Source organism: Lentzea sp. NPDC092896, from assembly GCF_044754905.1.
GTDB lineage: Bacteria > Actinomycetota > Actinomycetes > Mycobacteriales > Pseudonocardiaceae > Lentzea.
In genome coordinates, this window is sequence record NZ_JBIVPX010000005.1 from 356,410 (window position 1) to 379,170 (window position 22,761).

16 protein-coding genes and 1 pseudogene are annotated in these 22,761 nt (G+C 64.7%); 12 read left to right on the forward strand and 5 right to left on the reverse strand.

Annotated elements, in window-relative coordinates; genetic code table 11:
- Position 1: 1 nt before the first annotated feature.
- Positions 2-835 carry a fumarylacetoacetate hydrolase family protein gene (locus ACIQF0_RS26205; RefSeq protein ID WP_401033337.1) on the forward strand — a complete coding sequence of 278 codons (834 nt, stop codon included), beginning with the start codon at positions 2-4 and terminating at the stop codon, positions 833-835.
- A 45-nt stretch (positions 836-880) separates the two neighbouring features.
- Here the strand turns inward: ACIQF0_RS26205 and ACIQF0_RS26210 are convergent, their stop codons facing one another.
- A complete protein-coding gene (locus ACIQF0_RS26210) occupies positions 881-1,582 on the reverse strand; it encodes an SDR family NAD(P)-dependent oxidoreductase (RefSeq protein ID WP_401033338.1) in 702 nt (233 codons plus the stop codon).
- 105 nt (positions 1,583-1,687) lie between these two features.
- Between ACIQF0_RS26210 and ACIQF0_RS26215 the strand changes: the two genes are divergently transcribed.
- Positions 1,688-2,563, forward strand: coding sequence for a helix-turn-helix transcriptional regulator (locus tag ACIQF0_RS26215; RefSeq protein WP_401033340.1), 876 nt, complete (start codon positions 1,688-1,690; stop codon positions 2,561-2,563).
- A gap of 89 nt (positions 2,564-2,652) precedes the next feature.
- On the opposite strand, the gene ACIQF0_RS26220 is transcribed toward ACIQF0_RS26215, so the two are convergent.
- Positions 2,653-3,108, reverse strand: coding sequence for a hypothetical protein (locus tag ACIQF0_RS26220; protein WP_401033342.1), 456 nt, complete (start codon positions 3,106-3,108; stop codon positions 2,653-2,655).
- A 919-nt stretch (positions 3,109-4,027) separates the two neighbouring features.
- A complete protein-coding gene (locus ACIQF0_RS26225) occupies positions 4,028-4,363 on the reverse strand; it encodes a pentapeptide repeat-containing protein (protein WP_401033344.1) in 336 nt (111 codons plus the stop codon).
- A gap of 794 nt (positions 4,364-5,157) precedes the next feature.
- Between ACIQF0_RS26225 and ACIQF0_RS26230 the strand changes: the two genes are divergently transcribed.
- The 10 genes and pseudogenes from ACIQF0_RS26230 (at position 5,158) to ACIQF0_RS26275 (ending at position 18,368) form a co-directional block, all read left to right on the forward strand.
- Positions 5,158-6,774: an NERD domain-containing protein gene (locus ACIQF0_RS26230; protein WP_401033345.1), complete on the forward strand. Its 1,617-nt coding sequence runs from the start codon at positions 5,158-5,160 to the stop codon at positions 6,772-6,774.
- Positions 6,771-10,022 (forward strand): helicase-related protein, encoded by a 3,252-nt coding sequence (locus tag ACIQF0_RS26235; RefSeq protein ID WP_401033347.1) that lies wholly within the window; start codon positions 6,771-6,773, stop codon positions 10,020-10,022. The genes ACIQF0_RS26230 and ACIQF0_RS26235 overlap by 4 nt, the downstream gene beginning before the upstream one ends.
- Positions 10,022-11,896, forward strand: coding sequence for a DrmB family protein (drmB, locus tag ACIQF0_RS26240; RefSeq protein WP_401033349.1), 1,875 nt, complete (start codon positions 10,022-10,024; stop codon positions 11,894-11,896). The genes ACIQF0_RS26235 and drmB overlap by 1 nt, the downstream gene beginning before the upstream one ends.
- Entirely contained in the window at positions 11,893-12,996 is a 1,104-nt protein-coding gene (locus ACIQF0_RS26245; protein WP_401033351.1) for a hypothetical protein, read from the forward strand. Before drmB ends, ACIQF0_RS26245 begins: the two co-directional genes overlap by 4 nt.
- The gene (locus tag ACIQF0_RS26250) at positions 12,993-14,729 is read left to right on the forward strand and encodes a hypothetical protein (RefSeq protein WP_401033353.1); all 1,737 of its coding nucleotides are present in this window, start codon (positions 12,993-12,995) and stop codon (positions 14,727-14,729) included. The genes ACIQF0_RS26245 and ACIQF0_RS26250 overlap by 4 nt, the downstream gene beginning before the upstream one ends.
- Before the next feature lie 796 nt (positions 14,730-15,525).
- The gene (locus ACIQF0_RS26255; protein ID WP_401033355.1) at positions 15,526-15,726 is read left to right on the forward strand and encodes a hypothetical protein; all 201 of its coding nucleotides are present in this window, start codon (positions 15,526-15,528) and stop codon (positions 15,724-15,726) included.
- Positions 15,727-15,809: 83 nt separating this feature from the next.
- A complete protein-coding gene (locus ACIQF0_RS26260) occupies positions 15,810-16,253 on the forward strand; it encodes a hypothetical protein (RefSeq protein ID WP_401033357.1) in 444 nt (147 codons plus the stop codon).
- A 436-nt stretch (positions 16,254-16,689) separates the two neighbouring features.
- Positions 16,690-17,464, forward strand: a pseudogene (locus tag ACIQF0_RS26265) (helix-turn-helix domain-containing protein); the annotation flags it as partial.
- Positions 17,465-17,758: 294 nt separating this feature from the next.
- Entirely contained in the window at positions 17,759-18,166 is a 408-nt protein-coding gene (locus ACIQF0_RS26270; protein WP_401033359.1) for an integrase core domain-containing protein, read from the forward strand.
- Complete coding sequence (locus ACIQF0_RS26275; protein ID WP_401033361.1) at positions 18,144-18,368, forward strand: hypothetical protein; 225 nt, start codon at positions 18,144-18,146, stop codon at positions 18,366-18,368. Before ACIQF0_RS26270 ends, ACIQF0_RS26275 begins: the two co-directional genes overlap by 23 nt.
- 38 nt (positions 18,369-18,406) lie before the next feature.
- Here ACIQF0_RS26275 and ACIQF0_RS26280 read toward each other — a convergent pair whose 3' ends face one another.
- A complete protein-coding gene (locus ACIQF0_RS26280; protein ID WP_401033363.1) occupies positions 18,407-19,519 on the reverse strand; it encodes a hypothetical protein in 1,113 nt (370 codons plus the stop codon).
- Positions 19,520-19,668: 149 nt separating this feature from the next.
- A complete protein-coding gene (locus ACIQF0_RS26285) occupies positions 19,669-22,692 on the reverse strand; it encodes a trypsin-like peptidase domain-containing protein (protein WP_401033365.1) in 3,024 nt (1,007 codons plus the stop codon).
- Positions 22,693-22,761: the final 69 nt, after the last annotated feature.

Consider the following 22,761-nt stretch of genomic DNA (forward strand, 5'->3'; position numbering starts at 1 on the left):
GATGCGCATCGCCAATCTCGCTGGTCGCCTCGTGCTGCTCGCCGGCGGCAGAGCTCTTGACGTGGAGAAGGCCAGCGGCGGCCGCTTCGGCCCGGACCCGATGGCCGCGCTGGAGCAGTGGCAGGACTTCCACCCCTGGACGCACACAGCCGATCTCTCCGGCGCGGCCGACTTCGACCCGAGCCTGCTGGGGCCACCGGTGCCCCGGCCGAGCCAGATCTTCGCGGTGGCGCTGAACTACCCGCCGCACGCAGCCGAGGCCGGCTACGAGCCGCCGTCCGACCCGTTGGTGTTCACGAAATTCGCCGGCTGCCTCACCGGTCCACATGCGACGGTCGAACTGTCCGGCGACCGCGTCGACTGGGAGGTCGAGCTCGTCGTGGTGATCGGCAGAGGAGGCCACCGGATCCCGCTCGGCGAGGCGTGGCCGCACATCGCCGGCCTGATGGTCGGTCAGGACCTGTCCGACCGCCACGTCCAGATGCGCGGCACACCACCGCAGTTCTCGCTCGGCAAGTCGTTTCCGGGGTTCGGTCCCACCGGCCCCGCGCTCGTGACGGTCGACGAGGTCCAGGACCGGGACGACCTCGCGATCAGCGCGACCCTCAACGGAAAGGTCGTTCAGCGGGCGTCCACGAAGGACATGATCTTCTCGGTCGCAGACCTCGTGGCACGGCTGTCCGCGATCTGTCCGCTTCAGCCGGGGGACCTCGTGTTCACCGGGACGCCGGCGGGGGTCGGCAACCGGATGACGCCGCCCCGCTATCTCACCTCGGGTGATGTCCTGATCAGCACGATCGCTGGAATCGGTGAACTGCGCACCACTTTTCGCTAGGACGTCGCGCCGCGGACCGGCGAGTCGCTGGAACCTGAGCCGGCTTCACGACCAGGCGATCTCGCCCTCGCGGGAGACGAAGCGTCCGGTCCCGGCGCCGGGACCTTCCGTGGCCAGGGCGACGATCGCGTCCGTGCCCTCCGTGACGGTCTGGAAGCCGCTGTGACCGTTGAGGTCGGTCGCGGTGTAGCCGGGATCAGCGGCGTTGACCCGGATGTCCTTCAGTCCCTTGGCGTACTGCGTCGTCATCATCGTGAGCGCCGCCTTCGACGCGGTGTACAGCGGTGCGATGACGCGCGACTCGGGCCGGGCCGGGTCGTGGGTGAGTGCGAGGGAGCCCATGCCGCTGCTGACGTTGATGATCACCGGGTCGTCCGAGCGGCGCAGCAGGGGCAGGAACGCGCTCGTGGTGCGGACGACGCCGATGACGTTGGCCTCAAAGACGGCCAGGGCATCGGCGCCGGTGAGGTCTCCGAGGTCTCCCCCGGAGGGGCCGCGCACCCCGGCGTTGTTGATCAGCACGTCGATCCTGCCCTCGTGGTGGCCGACGTTCGCCGCCGCCGCCGCGACGGACGCGTCATCGGTCACGTCGATGAGAACGTGGCGCGCACCGAGCGCGGCGGCGGCCTCCTCACCTCGTGCCTGGTCGCGAGCTCCTGTCAGGACGGTGTGGCCGAGCTCGATCAGGCGGCGGGCGGTTTCGTGGCCGAGCCCCTTGTTGGCTCCGGTGATGAAGATGATCGTCATGCGTTCGATGCTGGTCCCGCACCGGCGGGTGAACCAGGAACGGTTCGACGGTAGGAAGACCAGTACCACCCTCACAGCCGGACAACCGCCCTCACAGGCAGGAGGATGGACCTCGTGACGAGGACATCCGGAAGCGAGCTCGGCGCGATGATCCGCGTGTGGCGGGATCGTCTGCCTCCGTCGGCGGCCGGGCTGCGGTCGGCGCGTGGACGGCGGGCATCGGGACTGCGGCGGGAGGAACTGGCCGACCTGGCCGGGGTGTCGGTCGACTACGTCGTGCGTCTCGAACAGGGCCGGGCGACGACACCCTCGGCGTCGGTCGTGGCGTCCCTGGCGCGCGCTCTGCAGTTGTCCACCGCGGAGCGGGACCACCTGTATCGGCTAGCGAAGCTCGTTGCACCGTCGAAAGGCGTGATCTCCGACCACCTGCCGCCCGGCGTGCAGCGGGTGCTAGCCCGCCTGGGCGACGCGGCGGTCGCTGTGTTCGCGGCGGACTGGCAACTGGTGTGGTGGAACCGCGGGTGGGCGGCTCTTCTCGGTGACCCCGCCGCGTCGTCACCCGGGCTGCGCAACTTCGCCCGTGACAGGTTTCCGCTGGACGGCGGCGCCCCTCACCTAGCGCGGTGGCCGGTGAGCGAGGCCGACCGCGACGCCACCGATGCTGCCGTCGTATCCGACCTGCGCCGCGCCACCGGTCGTTACCCGCACGACGCCCGCCTGACAGCGCTCGTCCATGATCTGAACGCTGGCAACAGCAGGTTCGCCGCCCTGTGGGCGAACGGGGAAGTCGGCGCGCACCGCGAAGACCGCAAGACGATCCACCATCCGTTGGTGGGCCCGGTCACGGTGGACTGCGACGTCCTGACCGAAGGCGACTCCGAGCTCAAGATCGTCATCATGACAGCCGCGCCCGGTAGCGAGGACGAGACCAAACTCCGGCTCACCGCCATCGCCGGCCAACCAGCCACCGCACAGAGCTGACCACCAGCTCTTCGAACGCCGCACCGATGTACCAGGTCACGCAGCCGGTCATACCAGGGCAACCCTGCCGACGAGTTCAACTTTGAAGATCAAGAAGTCGAATCGGATGGTCGTCCTGAGGTAAGCGAATTCCCGGGATCATCGACGGATCGGAGATCCGCCGACGTGTCCACAGACAGCTCAACGCGCATCGGTCTGACCAACTCGATCCTGACGCGTTTCGTTGCGACAAGCTCGATGGATGCCAGCCGTTCCCAGAGCTGGATCTCGATCTCCCGAACGCGCTTGCGCTCGTCCAGCAGCGAGAACTGAGATAGCTCAAGCGGTTGGTGCTCAACTCGGTGCAGAAGGGCGTTGCAGGCCTTGAAGCAGTCATCGAACACAGCAAGCGCCGCCGAGTAGGTCGTTGCGCGCGCTTCCCTCCAGTGCAGGTTCACCTCGTGTTGCCGCTGGGCGTGAACACGGTTCTGATCGCGCTGCCAACGAAGATCCTCATGGGCCTGATCACGAGCCCACTGTTTGTTGTCGCGTCGCGCGGCGGTCACCGGCCTCCCCACGCACCTCCCACTCCGCCAATCACAGCCATCGCGCCGAGCATGATCGTTACCCACAACAGGTCCGCTGCGCTTCCCATTTACAGACCCTGACGATGAAAGCCCCGTTGTCCCCTTGTGCAATGGGCAAACAGACTTGTCTGAGTGCGCAACGCACAACTGCCGCAGCGCGCGGAACAACAAACGTGGCCCAACGGGGCCTGACCTGTGGATCATGTTGCAGCTTCGTACTCGTTGATCAAGAGACCAAGCACTCGCCGACCATGCACGGATCCACAACCTGGCTCCACGGTCGGCTGATCAGGTCGTGGTGAAGTGGTGTCGCGCTCGGTGTGGTCGTCGGCGGCTGCAGTGGAAAACGTCGCGGTCCACATCGACTTGAGGTGAGGTCGCTCATCCAGCGGCGAACAAGGGAACCAAGCGTTTCGGCTTTGAGATCCACACGAGGGTAGGTAGGCATGTGTTCACCTCGGACAAATACTTGGCGGACGTCGAAGACCTGGAACGCGACGCTGCCGAGGCAGTGATTGGTCTGTTCCTGCCGCCCTCGGCGAGGAGGCTGGTCTGACGTGGAAAAACGCCGATCTGCTACCACTCCTGCTACCGAAGCCCTCAAACGGGGTTGTCACGGCATGCAAAAAACCTGAAAGCCTCTGACCTTTCCAGGTCGCGTCTCAGGGATCTTCTGGGATCTCGCTTGTGGCTGGCTGTTCAACCACCGGATTTACTACCGGTTTGGAGTGGGTGGCGGCAGCGATGGACGCGTCATTTGTCTGGGTGGACTGTCGCAGCAGCTCGGTGCGCCCTCTGAGGCCCCTCGTGGGGAGTACTCGGGCTGATAGTCAGCGAGCCCTTGGCGCAAGATCTGGCTTGAGTGGAACAACTGATGCGGCGAGACTGGGATACGCCCCTAGGTGTCTTGCACGAGATCGTCTTTATTGTAGGGAATATCAGCTGGAGTCGCGAACTTCACTCCGCGAAACAAAGCCCTACCTTCAATTTTTTTCTCAGCGAAGCTTGCTCGTCCCACGAATTTGCTCTCGTAGAACCAGGTCAGTCCTTCAAATTCTGCATGGTCGAACCAGGCGTCGTCGAAGTGCACGTAGATCAAGTCCGCTTTTCCGTCGAACCTGGTGCTCGCGAACGAGGCGTTCCCGACGAAGCGCGCATCACGAAAATCTGCTTCGGCGACATGGCAGTGTCTGAAGTGAAAGCTAACGAGGTTGCTCGTCAGATCGACACGCATGCCCTCCCAGAAATTGGGGCCAGGTGGGGTCGTCACGTTGCGGCCCTGTTGCTCCGAGGGTGCGGTTCGGGATCTTCATGACGACCTCCGAGGGCGACGAGTCTCGATTTGTGTGAGTCCTTCGTGTATCTCGACCTGGGTTGGACGGTCGGCGGTCGTGCGCGACGGCTTCGTCGGTCTGTGAGGCCGGTCAAGCAGACGCGGTTCGGAGTGTTCGCGTTAGCAGGGCTGCAGTGGTGCTGCGGTGCTCGCGATTCGCACACCATCGGCGATGTCTGTCCGGAAACGAACCTGCTGGTGTCCTTAATTTGGCCACTTTTTGATGCGGGAGGGCTGTTCGGTGAGCTGCGGGGTGATCTGTTTGTTCGCGCCTCTGATCTGGCGGTTTCCAATGATATTGGAATCAGTGCGACGAAGAGTCGCAGGTCGCGCAGGGGTGAGACACCGTGGTCTTGCTTTGGGTTCTGGTGGTTCGCGTATTGCGCTGCGTTTCGTTGTGATACTCCTCGTAACTGCAGGCTGGCTTGCTGTCACGCGGTCTTCTGCAGCCGCTCCTCTGGTCGGAGTGATCATCGGCCTCGGCGGAAGTGGTCGTGCCGAACTGATCCTTGCGTGTCGGAATCCGATGAGGTAAATGTGCTCTCGTGCTTGATGTCGCCCACAGTGGCGGCAGTCCTGATGCAGGAATCCTTGTGTGGGTGGTACTTGACCTCAGAGCTGGGAAACTGTCCAGTTTCGCTAAACGTGGCCGGCGCTGTGAAGCTTCATCGAAGGTACGGGGGAGACCGTTGCGAATGGTGCCGACGGAACTTGGGGCGGAGGACATCACCTCGTCTGAGCGGCGAGTGTTCGAAGCCTTCGCGGCGAGCGGGCTCGTCGGCGTCGCTCTTCATTCGCTGAACCTGCCGGATCACGGCCACAAGCTCACCGCCGAGCTCGACTTCGTGCTATTGCTCGAAGACATGGTCCTTGCGGTGGAGGTCAAGGGCGGTCAGGTCTCCTGTCGCGATGGTCGCTGGACGTACAACGACCGCTTCGGACACCACCGGACGTCGCGCGAAGGACCGTTCAAGCAGGTTCAGACCGCCATGTACGCACTTCGTGACCGTTTGAGGCAGCGGCATGGGCAGGTGATCGATGATGTCGCCTTCGGCTTCGTCGTGATCACCCCTGACGTGGACCTCGCAAGCAGCTTCGAATGGGCCGAGGAGACGTACTGCGGACGTGGGGCGTTCAGCAGGGGAGTGGCCAAAGCTGTCGATCGCGCGCGGGCCTACTGGCGCGGCAAGCAGGCTGGCAAATTGCCGATCGGCAAGGACCTCCAGGTCAAGCTGCTCCAAGATCTCCGTCCGTCGTTCGACCGCTCACCGTTGCTCGACGCGCGCGCCAGCTTGCTCGACACAGTGATGCTGCGCCTCACCGACGAGCAGTTCTCCCGCCTGGATCTGATCAGTGAGGAGCCGCGGGTTATCTGCAGTGGCGGCGCCGGTACCGGTAAGACCTTCCTGGCCGCTGAAGTCGCCCGTCGCCAGGCCTTGTTGGGCCGTCGTGTTCTCTTCGTCTGCCGGAGCGAGGTCCTGGCGTCGTACGCCGGAGGCATGCTCGCGGGGGCATCGGTGGATGTGATGCCGCTGAGCGGACTTTCGATCACCGAGCCGTACGAGGTCTTGGTCGTGGACGAGGCCCAAGACCTCATGACTTTCGAGGCGTTGGAAGTGTTGGAGAAGGCCGTCGTCGGTGGCTGGGCCGACGGTCGGTGGGTGATGTTTCTCGACCAGAACCGTCAGGCTCACCTCTACGGCGACTTCGACCCTGACGCGCTGCAGTACGTCCAGTCGTTCGGCCCTGTGAAGCCGAGACTGCGATTCAACTGTCGGAACACTCGAGAGATTGCCTTCCAGACACGTGTTTGCACCGGCGCCGACATAGGCGTGTCAACGGCCGGTACAGGTCCGGAGGTCACCTTCGCATCAGTCGGCGATCGGCAGGCTGAGACGGCTGCGCTGGAAGCGCACATCCGGATGCTGAAGGAGCACGAGGTGCTTCCCGGGCACATCAGCATCGTGTCGGTGCGCGGCGACTGGGAGACCTCAGCCGCCGCGCGTCTCAGAGACGCTCGGCGTGGTCGTATCTCGCGGCTGTCACCGGAGCTTGCGGCGACGTGGCCGACACAACGAATGAGTTGGGCCTCCGTCCTGGACATCAAGGGGTTGGAGAACCGGTTCGTGTGCGTGATCGATGTTGACTCGGTCGAGTCGGAAGCGGAAATCGATCTGCTCTACGTCGCCCTGAGTCGTCCGCGCGCAGGTCTGTGGGTGGCGACGAACCAGTCAGTCGATGATCAACTGCGCGCCCTTTTCAAAGAGAACTTGGTCGGAGCGATGGACGTCTACAAGAAGGCCAAGTCATGACCTCGGCAGCCGATTACCGGCAAGACTTCGTCGACTACGTGCGACGTCAACTCGTCGGCCCGTTCGACGGGCCGAACGAGATCATCTTCGATCCACCCAACCGTCGCTATCTGATGGGGATCCTCTTTCCTCGTCAGGTGGCGTTCGAGGGTTACGTCGAGAGTGAGGCGGAGGAACGCGACGAGACCACCGCGACCGAGGCCGGTGAGGAGAGCCAGTTCAGCGACGACCCCGTGTCCGCTGCGAACGATTTTCTGCCGGCCTCCCAGGGGCTCTCCTTCTTCACGACCGCGTCCACCGTGACGGTGCGGGTGCGCGCAGCCGAGTACGAGACGCTCGGCGGTGCCGAGGCGAAAGCTGTGCTGGAAGACGTCGAGTTCGTCGCCGGGCCGACGGAAGAACTGGATGAGGACCCGCGCAAGCGGGCGCGGGCGGCGAAGCGGATCTGGCGGCGCAACCCGCTTGAGGAAGCCTCGGTGGACATCGAGGCCGGTTCCAAGGCCAAAGAGATCTGGGACGGCAAGGCTGAGGTCCACATGCGTTGGCGGACCTATCCGCGCGGATCGCTGGTCACCGTCACGGTCGTCAACGCACGAACCGCCGACGACGAACACCCCGAGCGGCACTGGGACGAGATGCTGCTGCAGGTCGAGCTCGACATCGAGGTGCCGCGTGGCAGCGAGGTACTGGAGTATCCGAGCGTTGGGCTTGCCTCCCACGACCCGGAACAGGAAGAGCTGCGCCTTCTTCACAGATCAGCGAGGGTATTCGCGATCGGGCACGGCTGTTCGCCGGACTGGAATGAGGAGAGCGGCACCGTCACGGCCGTGCGTTCGGAGGTCATGCCCTCTTACGTCGTGCCTCGTGTCAGCGCGGAGGGCGACTCGTCGCAGGCTCGGGACATCGCTTGGCTGGCCGATGATTCCGTCTCAGCCGAAACTCTGGTGGACGAGCTGAAGTCGTTCATCGAACCGTACGAGAAATGGGTCGATGGGGTCGAGCAGGAGGCGGCCACCCTGCCTGGTCGGTACGCGGAGGCGTCCAGAACCGTCATCGAGCGACTCGCACGCGCGTACAAGCGGATGCGAGATGGCATCGAGGTCTTCGTGACGCATCCGGAGCGCGACAAACTGTTGAGTGCCTTCAAGCTCGCCAACCGGGCCATGATGATCCAGATGCGTCACAGCCGGAAGGATCTGGCTGGAAGTCGTCGTGCACGCGATGACGCTCCTGACATGCCTGCGACCTACGAGCCGGAGATCCACGGCACCGGCCCCCAGTGGCGTCCCTTCCAGCTCGGCTTCTTCCTGACGACGCTACGCGGACTGGTCGACGCTGATCACAAGGACCGAGATGTCGTCGACCTGATCTGGTTTCCCACAGGCGGTGGCAAGACCGAGGCGTATCTTCTGGTCGCCGCATTCGAGATCTTTCGGCGACGTCTTCTGCTCGGCGAGCGCGGTTATGGAACCGCGGTGCTCAGTCGGTACACGTTGTCGTTGTTGACCGCGGACCAGTTCAAGCGCACCGCCTCCACCACCGCGGCGTGTGAGTACCTGCGTCGTCGATGCCCCGATGAGCTCGGAGACGAGGCCATCTCGGTCGGGCTCTGGGTCGGTGAGGCGACGTCGCCGAATCATTTTCCTGTTGCTCGTGAACGTTTCGACGACCTGCGTGACGCCGGGGAGACTGATGAGCGCTTCCTGCTCGACCGGTGCCCTTGGTGTGGTACGGAAATCGTTCCGCGCGAGCACCACGAAGATGACACTCTCTACGGCATTACCGCGACGGACACGTCGTTCGCGTTCAACTGCCCGTCCGGAAAATGTGAGTTCAGCTCGGGCATCCCGGTGCATGTGATCGACGACGCGCTCTACGCCGCACCGCCTACTTTCCTTCTCGGCACCGTCGACAAGTTCGCGCAGCTGGCATGGGTACCGGAGTCAGGGCGACTTTTCGGACACGGCGTCAATCGCCGACCGCCGACCTTGATCATTCAGGATGAGTTGCACCTGCTCACCGGTCCGCTGGGGACGACGGTCGGTCTCTACGAAGCGGCCATCAACCTGCTGTGCGAGTCGGGCGGTCGTCCGCCGAAGGTCATCTCCAGCACCGCGACCATCCGCCGGGCGACGGCGCAGATAATGGGACTTTTCGGCCGTCCAGTCGACCTCTTCCCGCCTGCCGGGATCAACGCCGACGACTCCTACTTCGCGCGGATCGACCGGGAATTACCGGGCCGTCGCTACGTCGGCATCATGGCGCAAGGCCACACGTCCGACACCGCGGTCGTCCACTCGGGTGCCGCGCTCCTGCAAGCGCCGGTCGATCTCCGCCTGACGGGCGACGCCCAGGATGCCTACTGGACAGTCGTGGCCTACCACAGCTCGCTTCGTGAGCTCGGTCGTACCGTGACCATCGCTCGCGACGACATCCACTCCCGCCTCACCAGCCTGGTCGTCGGTCGGCCGAAACGTGACTACGACGTCGAAGAACTGTCGTCGTCGATCTCACGACCGTTGCAACCACGTCTCCTCGAGCGGCTCAACATGCCGGTGTCGAGCGGGTCCGTCATCGACTTCATCGCCACCACCAACATGATGTCGGTGGGGGTCGATGTTCCGCGGCTGGGGCTGATGCTGGTCAACGGGCAGCCCAAGGCGACAGCCGAGTACATCCAGGCCACAAGCCGTGTCGGGCGTTCGACCGCTCCAGGCCTCGTGTTCGGCTTGTTCCGGTCCACCAAGCCGCGAGACCGATCGCACTACGAGAACTTCCGGGCCTATCACTCGGCGCTCTACCGACATGTGGAGCCGACGAGCGTGACCCCGTACTCTCCGCCGTCGCGCGATCGTGCGATGCATGCGGCCTTGGTCATTCTTGTTCGCCATCGGATGGGGCTGCGCGCCGACGGCCATGCCGGCAGGATCCTTGACCGACTCGGTGAGGTGAAAGCACTGGCGAACGAATTGATCGCCGTTGTCGAACGAGTCGAGCCGCGTGAGAAGAAAGGCGCGAGCAAGTATCTCGCTGCGTTCATCGCCGACTGGGTCGAGCGCGCCAAGCGGGCCGACGAGGACAGCAAGATCCTCTACTACCGCTTCAACGGCAAGGCTCAGATCAATCTCATCAAGCATTTCAACGCACCCGGGGACGGCTGGCCGACGCTCGGATCGATGCGCAACGTTGATCTCGAGTCGTTGGTAGAGGTGGATCGCAGCAGCGGCTCGACCGGACAGGAATCGTGATGCAGCGAAAGATTCGTCAGACGCAGACCATCGTACCCTTTGGAGTAGGCGCCATCTTCGACTTCAAGGGCGAGTCGCTGGTCGCGTGTGACATCTTCCGTTGGGGCCCCAGAGGCGAGAAGATCCAAAGCGAGCGTCTGGCGGCTTCGCTCGGAGTCACCGAGTTCCGTTCGGCACCGACGGCCGGCAGCAACGCCTGGACCCCATCGACACGGGGCATCCCCTACGCCAGATTCCCGAGCTGGCTCTTCTGCCAACAGTGTCGGCGGATGACGCGGTGGAGTCGTAGCAAGGAACAGGAGGGCAAGGCTCCGACATGCGCCAATTGTCCGGGCAAGAAGCAGTTGGTCCCGATGCGTTGGATTCAGATCTGCCCTGTCGGACACATGGACGACATCGACTGGAAGCGGTGGGCACACTCCCAGAACCCCAGCCCTGAAGCCGGTCAATGTCACAAGGAGGTCCTCGTCTTCGAGACGGTCGGAGGAAAGGGCGCCGGTGGTCTGGACACCCTGCAGGTTCGCTGTCAGAGCTGCGGTAGCCGGCGGAACCTGATGGGCATCACGTCCACGGGTTCGCTCAGGACGATCAAAGTCAGCTGCAACGGACGTCAACCCTGGCAGCGTTGGAACGAGCGGGTGGACTGCGTGGAGATCCCGCTGGCGGTCCAGCGCGGTGCGAGCAACGTCTACTTCCCGCTCGTGCACTCGTCGATCGAGATTCCCAACCCGTCTCGGGCCGATGCGAACAACGAAATAGCCTTGGCTGTCAAGGCCCATGACTTCTTTCGGGCGCTCCTCGGCGTCAACGAGGGCGGCGAGATGTTCAAGATGATGGTTGAAACGCTCGTTTCCGAACATGGAGTCAAGCCGGAGTTCGTCAAAGCGTTGGTTCGGGATGAGAAGCAGCGGGCAGCGGGCCGTGGAACGGCTGTCGAGGCGACTCCTGGTGACCTTCTCAGTGAGGAGTGGGCGGCGTTTCTCACCGACACCGACAACTCCGACGACCCCTACTTTCGAACCAGACACGTCGATCTTGTGTCGACAACCCCTGACAAGGTCATGTCGTCGTTGGCGGATCGTGTGGACAAGGTCGTGGTGGCCGACCGGCTGCGCGAAGTCCGGGCGCTTGAAGGGTTTCATCGAGTGACTCCCGCTGGAAGCGACAGGCTGGTGTCCGTCGCTCTCGGCCACAAGTCCTCGGTGACCTGGTTACCTGCGATCGATGTCCGAGGAGAGGGGATCTTCCTTTCGCTCGACGAAGGTCGACTCGCCGTGTGGGAGGAGGAGGATGCTGTCCGCGACCGGGTAGCTGAGCTGGAAAAGCGACTCGACGCGTCCTTCATGTCCGCGAGGCTTCGTGAACGCACCGGGCCGGTTCTGAGTCCGCGCTACGTGCTACTCCACACCCTGGCCCACCTGTTGGTGCGGCGATTGGCGTTCGAGTCCGGTTACGCGGCCAGCAGCCTTCGCGAGCGCGTCTATGCTCGAAGCAGCACGGAATCCGGCGGAGTGTCCAAACAGGCCGGTGTGCTGATCTACACCGCTGCGGGCGACTCCGAAGGCACCCTGGGAGGCCTGGTTCGACAGGGGGAGTATCCCCGTCTGCAAGGGACGATCATCGAAACCCTGCAGGACGCGATGTGGTGCTCTTTGGATCCGCTCTGTGGTGAGAACCTGGCGTCCACCTTCGCCAGCCTCAACTTCGCCGCCTGCCACGCCTGCACTCTCCTCGCGGAGACCAGTTGCGAAAGTGGCAACTACCTGCTGGACCGGGTGCTCGTCATCGGTAGTCATGCGGTGCGGGGTTACTTCCAGGACGTGCTGGAGGCTGCGGTGGAGGCTGCCGGAGACGGAGTCAGGGGACTGAGTTGAGGCTCCCCGCGTTCGAGGACCTCTCTAAAGAACAGGACCTCATCTACAACCTCGACCTCGACGGGAACTACCTGGTCTCGGGTCCGCCCGGCACCGGCAAGTCCGTGATGGCCCTTTATCGCGCACAGGTGCAGACGGTCGATCACCGCGAGCCTGCGTTGCTCATGTACAACAGTGTGCTTCAGCAGTACACCAAGCAGGCTGCGGAGACTCTTGAGATCGCAGGGTTCATTCGTACCTTTCATAGTTGGCTCTGGAGCTTTTGGCGAGCGCACTTCAAGGACAGACCGCCGACGATGGAAGGCAGCCCTTACGATCACGACTGGACAGAGATGACGGTCCGGTTCTTCGCCAAACCGCCCGACCTCGGCGTGCTGCACGATCTCCTGGTCGACGAAGGTCAAGACCTGCCGCTCGGCTTCTACCGTCTTGCGCGGTTCTTCGCCAAGAACATCACCGTGTTCGCAGACGAGAACCAGCAACTCATGGACCAGAACACGACGCTTGAGGAGATCGCCGCCGTTATCAAGGCGACCGAGCGGGTTGAGCTTCGGCGCAACTACCGGAACACGGCCGAGATCGCGGCGGTGGCAGCGAAGTACTACTGCGGAACTCCGACCGGCATCCCCGACCCTCCGAATCGCCGCGGTGAGCTTCCCACGCTGCGGCGCTACAACAGCGATGTGGAGCTTGCCGACTTTGTCGCCCGCTATGTGAAGGGACGTACCAATCTGACCATCGGCATCGCGTGTGCCACCCGGAGGGTGCAGAAGCGCTTGCTCGCGTTGCTCGAGAAGCGGCATCTGCCGTTGCCCGTGCAGGCCTATTTCTCCGCCGACAAGAGGAGCTGCGGACGCCTCGACTTCGACGGGCCTGCCGTCACGATCGTCCACTACAAGTCTCTGAAGGGACTTGAGTTCGACACGGTCTTCGTGCCCGAGCTACAGCAGATGGCGGCTGACCCGACATCGGCGGCGGCGAGGATGATGTTCTACGTGGTGACATCCCGAGCCAGGAACGAGCTCCACCTCTCGTACAGCGGTATCGGTGGTCCGCCCGGGATCCTCAACGACGTGAAAGGTCTGGTGCGAGAACTTTGAGCGAGGACGGCCGGCTGCCCCTTGAGGGCTTGGGAACCGACGCGGGCAAGGACGTCGTTCTTGAAGGCACAGCAGCGCCGGACTCGCCTGAGAACGCTGATGCCTCTGGGGCAGGGGAAGGCGTCGAGGTACCGCCTGAGCCGCGCACCGACCGAGAGCCGGTGCCTGTCGACGATGGCACCGTCGGGTTGACTGCCGAGGTGCCCGTCGGAATCGAGGCAGCGCCCACAGGACCATCTGACGTCGCACTCGTGCCTACCGCTCTTTACTTCCTGACCAACCGGATGAACTTGAACGGTGTTCTCAGTTCGCGGCTGGTCGCACCACGAGAGTCGTTCGGAAAGTACTACTCCGACCTGCTGGATCACTGTCCGGGCTGGGTGCCGTTGCTGACCCGGCCGCCTGGACGGGAACTGGTCGACGCCGTGCTCGCCGAGCGCGGCGCGGGTGCACCGGTGATCATCGAGTTTCCGCTGAGCGTCGCCGGCAGAAGACAGCTCGACGTCCCTGCGGTTTTCGTACGAGCTGTTGCCCTGGCCGAGGCCATCGCGATCCACTTCCGTGACGAGCGAGATCTCCGCGAGCACGCGGCACGCGGCTATAGCAATGTGCATCCCCACGACCACCTCCTCAAAGTCACCCCGGCGCTGTTCGCCGACGGGTCGAGTAGCATAATCGCGGCGCCGAGTGAGGCGGCACCGATCGACTGGCGACGCATCGACCGGATTCGCGGAGCCGTCAACGCGGCCGTGTCGGCCGCCGACAGTGGCGAACAGCTGGCTGTGGCGGCCGCGTATCTCGGAGCGGTGAAGTTCCCGGCAACCCTGACCGTGCCGGACTGGATGAGCTGGCGTGAGCTCAACGATCACGGCGCACCCGATGCTCGAATGGAGTTGGATCGTTCGGTGACGGATCACGTCGGGTTCCGCGTGGTCTACGACACCATCGGCAAACATGACGCCGGCGATGCGTGGGATCCCAACGTCATCCTCGACAAGGTCGCGGCGGGTATCCAGACGGCCGGCCTTCCTGCCGATCTTCTTGAAGCCGTGATGCGGAATCTTCAGCGCGTGCGGTCGATCGTCAACGTCGAAGTCGACTTTGAGCCGTTCCGCCACAACGTACGGGCCTTGGTCAGCGCGAAGTCCTTGCTCCTGGTGCTGCTGCGGCCCGACCTCGGAGAACTCCTCGCGTGGCCACAGCAAGAGACCGGTGCCGACGAAGGCACCCGCGTCACCGCCGCGGTTCTCGCAGGTCGGCTCCGAGGACTGTCACGTGAGGCGATCGACCTGCGTTCGGTGGCTCTGGACGACCTGTCCGCAGACTGGGTGGTCCGCGTCGCCCATGGGAAGAGCACGGCGTTGGGCGGCGTGCAGTTCACGGCGAACACACGCGGAACCGTCCTCAAAGTGGATGGTCGCGAGCTCAAGGCTCATGACGCGCTCATGAAAGACGTCGTGGCGAAGTACCGCAAGATCACCGAGGTCAAACGCGAAGCCGCGCGTATCAAGGTGTGTCGTGCGATGGGGTGGCCTGTCGAGCATCACATCGCGGTACCGGAGGGGGCCGCCGTGACGTCGACCGAGTCGGGGATCACGGTCTCGACTTCAATGGAGGTCTCGGTGGTCGCGTCTGTAGCGGAGGAGCCTTTCGTGCAGCGGTTGGCCGCGCTGTCAGGGGAGGCACGACGTCAGGCATTGAGCGCTCTCGACGTGCGCAGGGGCTCGTCCTGACACTCTTGTCTCCGGGTCTCGCGTCCAGGTAGACGAACGCTTGTCGGCGAAGGTCGCGAGGGCCGAACCGAGAGCGGAGGCAGCGGCACGGCCTCGCGCTCGTCTCAGATGCGTCCCGTCTCTCGAGGTTCTGCACCGTGCTCCGAACGACTCGAGCCGAACTCGTCGGGTACCTCGACCGCATTTCTCGGCCGCGCCGACAGGCCGATGGGGGAACGCGCGGGCAAGGGTCCGGTGCGGCGATGCGGCGAACCTCTGCTGCGGAAGCATGGCTACTACGACACGGTCTGCGCACTCGATCTTGAGCTCGGTGCCCCTGACGTCGCCTTGACCGAACTCACGAGGTGCTCGTGCGGCACCCCATCGAAAGCGTTGCGGCAGGCAGTGCCGTCGATCCCGGATCTCCCGGCGGATGCTCCGAAGTCGGGCTCGACCCCGCCGACAGCACCGCTGTGACCGCTGAACGTCGGTACCGGGCACGGCCCATCCTCCCAGTGTGGTTCATGGCGGCGCACCCGCCGGTCCACCTGCCGTTGTCTGCACGTTTCGGTGAAGCTGGTCTCAAGGGGCGAGCGGACGCGATCGGCCCTGTCTCGAGGTCGTTCTGGACCTGACCAGTGAAGGACGACCATCGAAATGCGGCTGTCCGAGCTTGCTCGATCCTGTTCGAGGCGCCACGTCGCAGTCACAGGGTGTTTACCGGCGACAACCATATTCATGCTGAAGGTTGACGCACGTCACCCTTCAGGTTTAGTCTGGCATGGCCAACCTGATGACATGCCTTCAAGGAGGCCGATTGGCGAAAGAGATCGACAAACTTCTGAAGGAACTCGAACGTCAGGGCTTCACGTACAAGCTGACCCGCAAGCAGCACTATGCGGTGTACGGCCCTGAAGGCCACCTGGTCACTGTGCTCAGCGGCACTCCGAGTGACCGTAGGTCTCTGAAGAACGGCTTGGCCCAGCTTCGCGCAGCTGGGTTCAGGCGGCAGGTGTGAGCGCTGTCCTGTAAGGAGGTCCTGGGTTGGTTGCAGCCGGCCCAGGACCTGCACCCCTGAGCATACATACTTCAAGGAGGCTGATGAACAGCTTTTCCGTTCAAGTCGACCTGGATGCACCGGAGCCGACTCTGGACCAACTTGATCTGCTTATGGACATGCCTGCGGAGTACGAGTGCTCCTGGGGCATGTTCCGCAATCGACTGCAAGCACAGCTCACCGTGCCCGCGAAGACTCTCCGCCAAGCTGTCGAGCTGGGAATCCTCGTGGCCGCGGATGCCGCTCGACATGCCGGGCTCGGGACGAGGGAGGTCGTGGCGGTTGCTGCCATGACCGAAGGCGAGTTTGAACACCGTCAGGCTGAGATACCGGACCTGCTGTCCACGGAAGAGGTGGCCGCACAGTTGAACATCAGCAGGCAGGCCGTGGTGAAACGAGCCGAGAAGCTAGGAGGGAGAAAGGTCGGTGATCGGGCTTGGGTCTTCGATGCAGGCACGATCAGGAAGCTCGTCAGTGAGTCTGGATGAGACTGTCGGAATCCGGCTGAACGTACCTGTGCAGTCCGTTTGCAGCGGACTGCACAGGGCAAGACGAATGCGGTGCCGGGATGGCGATGTGCGTGGCCAGCCTGTCGGTTGCGGTGTCGTCCGGAGGAAGCGCGGACTATGAGGCTGACGACGCGCGCCGTTGGTCGACGTAAAGGCCTGATGCTCGTGCCGTGACCTTCGCTGAGGGCGTCCTCGGCCAAGGAGACGTCGAGTACGTGACGGAAACAGCCTGAACAGCGCAAAGCTGTGCGACAACGGAAGATCTGAACACAGGCGTGTTCTGCGAACGGGGATCGACTGCTGCCTGCTCGGTCGAACGCTGCTCCAGTGACACCGCAGAGGGTTCTGAGTGTCGGCGACGCGTGAAAACAGACCCCCTGTCGACGGGTGAACGGACCCCCGTCGACAGTAGGGAGTGCTCAACGTGGAGGACTGGGCGGAGATCCGCCGTCTTCACCGAGCTGAGGGGACGCCGATCAAGGCGATCGTCCGTCAGCTCGGTATCAGCAGGAACACCGTCCGACGGGCGCTGGCCGCCGACGCACCGCCGCAGTATCAGCGGCTGGCCAAGGGCTCGATCGCGGAACAGATCGGCTGGAGCAGGTCGTTGACCGTGCTCGAGGACCGGGTGCGAGTTGCGGCCGCTGTTCACGCCGCCGGACCCGGCCAGCCGGACCGACTACCATTTGGGCGAGCTCGCGCAGTGCGACCTGTGGTTCCCGCCGGTCGACGTCCCGCTCGGGTTCGGGCAGGCGGGCGGCCGCCGGTGCTGTTCATGTGTCGGGCTATTCGCGGGTGATCACCGCGCGAATGATCCCGTCACGGCAGAGCCCGGATCTGCTGGCCGGACATTGGGCGCTGATCAACGGCTGGGTGCGGTGCCGAAGGCTTTGGCGTGGGACAACGAATCCGCGGTCGGGCAGTGGCGGGCGGGGCGGCCGCAGCTGACCGAGGCGATGAACGCCTTCCGCGGAACGCTCGGCATCAAAGTCATCTAATGCCGCCCAGCCGATCCAGAGGCGAAGGGCCTGTTCGAGCGGGCCAATGGCTATCTGGAGACCTCGATCCTGCCCGGCCGCGGCTTCACCTCGCCGGCCGACTTCAACGCCCAGCTTGCCGAGTGGCTGGTCCGCGCGAACCAGCGTCAGCACCGACGGCTTGGTTGTCCCGTGCTGGTTCGCTTCGGCGCGTTCACGGAGAACTCGCCCTCCTCGGTGTCACGGTCTCTCCTTCGACTGTGTGGGAGATCCTCAAAGCTGCCGGCGTCGACCCGGCGCCACACGGAGCGACCGTCACCTGGGCCGAGTTTCTGCGCTCCCAGGCCGAGGTGGTCCTGGCGATGGATTTCATCGAGACCGTCACGCTGACCGGGGCACGTCAGCACATCCTCGCCGTTGTTCACCATGCAGGTAGGCGCGTGCGCATTCTCGGCACAACCGCGCACCCCACACATGCCTGGGTGACAGGCCGTCCGAAATCTCCTGATGGACCTAGAGGACGCCGACAGCCTCGCGCGAGTCAGGGTTCTCATCCGTGATCGTGACAGCAAGTACCCCGCACTGATCGACGAGATCCTCGGCGGTGCTGGGATCGCGACGATCCTGACCGGCGTCCGGGTACCCCGTATGAACGCGATCATGGAACGCTGGGTCAAGACGCTACGCGGCGAGCTCCTGGACCGCACGCTGATCTGGAACGAGGCCCATCTCCGGCACGCGCTGCAAGCGTATGAGCGGCACTACAAACTGCATCGCCCCCACCGATCCCTCGCCGCCGCAGCACCCTTGCGACCCCGATTTCAACCCCTTGCGCCTGACTGGATCGAACGCCTCGCGGTACTTCGACGGGACCGTCTCGGTGGAGTCCTTCATGAGTATCAGCATGCCGCTTGACCTGTGCGGACGTAATTTTCGGCACGCACAGTGCCTGGTCGCTGACTCCGCTGTCGATGCCGCGATCCTTCGCCGCGGCGCTCACAGGAGCTCAGGTGCCGAGGAGAAGGCAGCCGAGGCGCAGCAGGTGGCCCGCAGGGAGCGTCAACGTGCCGAAGAAGCAATTGAGCGTTGGTTTGCTGAAGAGGACGTACGCGGCTGACAGTTCCGACGGCCTCAACCCGGTCGCCCTGAGCTTCGTCATCGCGGACGGGCCGGCAGGGACATGACCACACCAGGACCGAGGTCCCTCAGCAGCCAGTGCTCTGAGCGAAGGTCCTCCCACCAGTCACCGTCGTCCGCTGCCAGCAGCAGGATCCTCACCTTCGCGGCGGCAACCGCTCCGCCCGCGGGCCGTGACCGCTTTTCCACGGCTTCCACCAGATCCAGCAGCTGCCCGGACCGGTGCTCCGAGTTGTCCACCACGAGAAGGGTCGGAACGGTCAGGTGTCCGGCCACGTCCAGATCGGGTCTCGCGGTGGACTCGCGCAGGGAGCCACCGCTCCAGCCCAGGTTTCGCAACGCCACGAGGAGTTCGTTCACGAACTCGGTTCGTTCTGACGTATTGCTCGCCACAAGCAGCCGCACGGAGAACCAGCTGTCGCTGCCACACCATTCTTGCAGTCCACTCACGACCTCAACACGATCGGTCGCGGGAGGCGGTCGTGCACCGGACAACTCCGGATGTTCCAGTACAGGCTGCAGTTCCGCGGCTTCTGCCACCACTGGGCCGACGAGCTCGCGGAACCCCGGTTGAGCGAGCAGCACCGGGACCGGAGCCGCGTTCAGCCACGCCCACTCACGATCCGTTTCAACCAGCACGACGACGCCCAGGATCAGGTCGTTGCAGAGCACGGCCGCACCGATGGAGCTGTCACCGATCCGCGAACGGTACGTCCGTTCCACGGTCACGTGATAGCGCTGTCTCTTCGCGGCCGCACCGACGTTGACCACGCCGTTCAGTCCCCCTGCGACTTCAACGGAACACCCAGGCCGGTTGCTCGCCAGCTGGCCCCACCGCAACGGAGGCAGCCCCGGCGGACGATTCCAGCCGGGTTCGGTCACCCGCAGAACCACGGCGCCGGCTCTCACCGGTGCCGGGAGGCCTGTCTCAGGGGCAGGCCAGACAACCTCGCACCTGTACTCCTGAGCCGATCCGGCGAGTTGCACGCGAACAGCAGCGAGGTCACGGTCGGTGACGCCCGTCGCGGTCAGAATCAGGTCGCCGTCCAGCAGATGGCCACGCCCTACCCGCGACGGCTGGTCTCCGGAGAACGTCCAGCGCACCCGGACCGCACGAGGATCACCCCGCATGGTCGGCTACTCCGCCGGCAGTTCGTCGATTTCGTCGTCCACCTCGCCGCTCTTCGTCCACTCGTCCGACGACAGGGCGCCTTCCGCAGCGTCCTTCTTGTCGGTGTCCTTATTCCCGCTGCCCATGATCCGCCTCGGTCGTCAGATGGTCACGATGACGGCAAGTCTGCCACTCGGCGCAGCACCACGAGGTCTCGCCGGACCGCGGCCAGCCGGTCTGTCACCGCCTTCGAACGGCTGCCGGCAAGCCGGACGCACAGCTCCTCGGCTTCCTCCATCGCCTCGATCGCCTCCTGGGTGAACCCGCAGGCCGCTAAACGGCGACCGTAGTTGGCCACGGCGATCGACAGCGCCTCCACCAGAGGTCCGGCGCTGCCGGACCTGACGGAGTGGCGATGCACGGCGACCGCTTCCTCTGCACTGGCCATCGCCTCGACCGGGTCCACCGGGGCAAGCAGCCGCGTCAGACTCTGGAGTGCAAGACCGAGGCGCACCTCATAGGTGTCGTGTGAGCGCTCAGCGAGTTCCCGGTAAGCGGTAACCGCCTCACGGGCATAGCGCAGTCCGTCAAGGCCCCTGCCCACGTCGTGCAGGTAGCCCGCGTAGTTCAGGTTCGAACTCGCCAGATCGGCCGCGAAGTGCCTCGACGTCGCCATGAGAGACGAGCGGATCCGCACCGCCTCGCCGCCAGCCACAACGGCTTCGGCATACCGGCCAGCTTCGTGCAGACACAGGGCCTGTTGATGAAGCGCGGCAGCTAAGCAGGCACGGCCGGATGGACTAGAGCTGTTCATCGCACGACGCAGCCGCACAGCTTCGCCAACGGCATCAACGGCTTCGACCGTCCTGCCGGTCTCCACCAGCCGGCCCGAGTACGCCAGCAACGCTTCTACCAGGCCGTCCCGGGCGGCGCCGGGGCGCCCGGTCACGCCTCGGTGCAGCCGCACCGCTTCCGCCGCGTGACCGAGCGCCTCGTCCTGGCGTCCCACCTCGGCAAGCCGGAACGCGAGCTGCCTGCACGCTTCGGCCAGCTCGGCGACGCCACGCCCGTCCTCCGGCTCCGGGGTGTGCAGGTCGACCAGCCGGGTAGCCAGCTGAACCGCCCACTGCGCGAGTGCAACGGTGTTCCTGGGGATGGCGGCCACGAGGTCACCGAGCAGGCCCGGATCGACTGTTTTCATGGCGACCAACCGGCCCAGCGCCTCGACCAGCACCGGATGGTCACCGCGGATCGCCGCCGTGATCGCCGCGAACGCCAGCGGCCTCGGCCGGGACAGGACCTGCCGGATCACCGAGTCCGACAACGAGGGGAACAGCACCGCCGCGCGGCACAGCACGACGAGCATCAGCTCGGCGCCACTCTCGTCCACGTGGTCACCGATGTCGGCGAGCAGCCGTGGGAACTCCACACCCACCTGGCCCACGAGGTACTCACCGATCGCATCCGGAACCAACGCGTCCCAGTACCTGCCATCCGAGGTGTACAGCTCGTGCAGCCAGCTGGCCACCCCGATCTTGGTGTTCTCCGTTTCCCCGTTCAGGACGCTGAGCCGCCCGAGCAGGTCGATCGCCTCCGCGGAGGTGATCACCGGGCAGAGCGTCGCCGCAGCGACGAGCTGCTGGAGTGTCTTGCGGTGCAGGTGCCGCAGACCGTGCACCGGAGCAGTCTCGTCCCAGAACCGGGCCTCGTGGTAAAGCATGATCTTCTCGTCCGGCTCGTCCTGACCTGCCTCAACCGGGGAGAGGTGCTGCAGCAGGCCGACGAGCGCGGCCATCTGGACGGCGAGTGCCCTGCCTGAGGGCAACGGCCTGCAGGGCGGTGCGACAGCGGCGGGATCGATGCCCGCGACGGCCTCCCGATACCGCTCGATCCGCGCCAGCGCCGCCAGCAGGTCGACGACCGCGTCCTTGTAGGCGTCAAGACACCGGGCGTCACCGGGTTCGAGCTCTCGCAGGACGGTGATGCGATGCTGCGGCAGGTGCCGCAGGAGCCGGATGCTCGTCCGAAGACCTTCCCACCAGGTACCCGTGGCCCGTGCGAGCAACAGGAGCCGGACGACTGGGCTGGCGTTCGCGTACCTGCTTCCACTGTCCAGCAACCGGATCAGGTTCTTCACCTGTTCCGAACGGCCCTCGGCGTAGTCCACGACGAGAAAAAGGGGCTCGGTCACGTCGCTGAGCGAGGAAAGGCGCTCGTCCGGGCATGTCGGGTCGAGAAATCCCGCGCACCACCCGACGTCCTTCAGTCGGCCGACGAGTTCGTGTGCCAGTCTGCTCTTTCCCTCACCCGCACGACCTGTCACCAGTCGCACGGTGAAGGGGTCCGAGTCGTCGCACCAGTCGAGAACGTCCGCCACCACGTCGTCTCGGCCGTGGAAACGCACCGTCGCGGCATCGGCACGCAACAGGCCGATCGGTGTGCGCGCCGGCGAGCCAGGTCGTTCCAGCACCTCGTCCAACCCGACCGGGAAGACGTGCGCGACACCGATGTGGCGTCGAAACTCCGTGTCCGCGAGGAGCGCCCCGGACGGCACCACGACCAGGCTTCCCCCTGACTGGTCCCAGTCCTCAACCACGATCCCCACGACGAGGTCTCCGGCACACACGGCCGCGCCTGACATGCCGCACCATCTCGACGACCGCCTCCGCTTCGCTGACGGTAGGTTCACGCCCTCACGAGGGATCGGCCGGTGCAGTTGCAGGTCGTGTCGACCTGACTTCATCCGGCTGCCCGGCATGATCTCACCCCGGCAATGCGCGGTGTCGCGGTACTTCAGCCGTCCGTCATCCCAGACCTGCATGCCCGCCGGGAACCCGGTCGCCTCGACCTCGCACGCGACGCCGGAAACCATCCTGCCCCATCGCACCGGAGTCGGTCGCAGTGGCGCGGGCAGCGGATCGATCACCCGGAGCAGCGCAGCGTCGACGCCCCGGTTGGGGCCGTCGTAGCGCTGCCAGACGACCTCGCAGCGCAGCAACACGCTGCCGGAGGCGAGCCGGACATGCATCGATTGGCAGCCGCGGACGACGTGAGCCGCCGTCAAGATCAGGTCGTTGCCCACGAGGTGTCCTGTGCCAGATCCCAGCGAGCCCCGCTCGTCGTCGGCGGACCGGTAGACCTCCACCACGCGGGCGACGTTCGGCCGAGTGTCGTTCGGGTCGAGACGGCGCACGACAGGCATACTCGTCCCATCGACGGTGAACAGAACCAGAGCGGACGACGCCCGGACGCCCGAGTGGTC

What these genes read in the sequence shown, in the direction of transcription:
- ACIQF0_RS26260 (WP_401033357.1), top strand. Translation starts at nt 15,810, where the DNA reads ATGAACAGCTTTTCCGTTCAAGTCGACCTGGATGCACCGGAGCCGACT.
- ACIQF0_RS26270 (WP_401033359.1), top strand. Translation starts at nt 17,759, where the DNA reads ATGGACCTAGAGGACGCCGACAGCCTCGCGCGAGTCAGGGTTCTCATC.
- ACIQF0_RS26210 (WP_401033338.1), bottom strand. Translation starts at nt 1,582, where the DNA reads ATGACGATCATCTTCATCACCGGAGCCAACAAGGGGCTCGGCCACGAA.
- ACIQF0_RS26230 (WP_401033345.1), top strand. Translation starts at nt 5,158, where the DNA reads ATGGTGCCGACGGAACTTGGGGCGGAGGACATCACCTCGTCTGAGCGG.
- ACIQF0_RS26225 (WP_401033344.1), bottom strand. Translation starts at nt 4,363, where the DNA reads ATGCGTGTCGATCTGACGAGCAACCTCGTTAGCTTTCACTTCAGACAC.
- ACIQF0_RS26235 (WP_401033347.1), top strand. Translation starts at nt 6,771, where the DNA reads ATGACCTCGGCAGCCGATTACCGGCAAGACTTCGTCGACTACGTGCGA.
- ACIQF0_RS26215 (WP_401033340.1), top strand. Translation starts at nt 1,688, where the DNA reads ATGGACCTCGTGACGAGGACATCCGGAAGCGAGCTCGGCGCGATGATC.
- ACIQF0_RS26275 (WP_401033361.1), top strand. Translation starts at nt 18,144, where the DNA reads ATGAGTATCAGCATGCCGCTTGACCTGTGCGGACGTAATTTTCGGCAC.
- drmB (WP_401033349.1), top strand. Translation starts at nt 10,022, where the DNA reads ATGCAGCGAAAGATTCGTCAGACGCAGACCATCGTACCCTTTGGAGTA.
- ACIQF0_RS26280 (WP_401033363.1), bottom strand. Translation starts at nt 19,519, where the DNA reads ATGCGGGGTGATCCTCGTGCGGTCCGGGTGCGCTGGACGTTCTCCGGA.
- ACIQF0_RS26205 (WP_401033337.1), top strand. Translation starts at nt 2, where the DNA reads ATGCGCATCGCCAATCTCGCTGGTCGCCTCGTGCTGCTCGCCGGCGGC.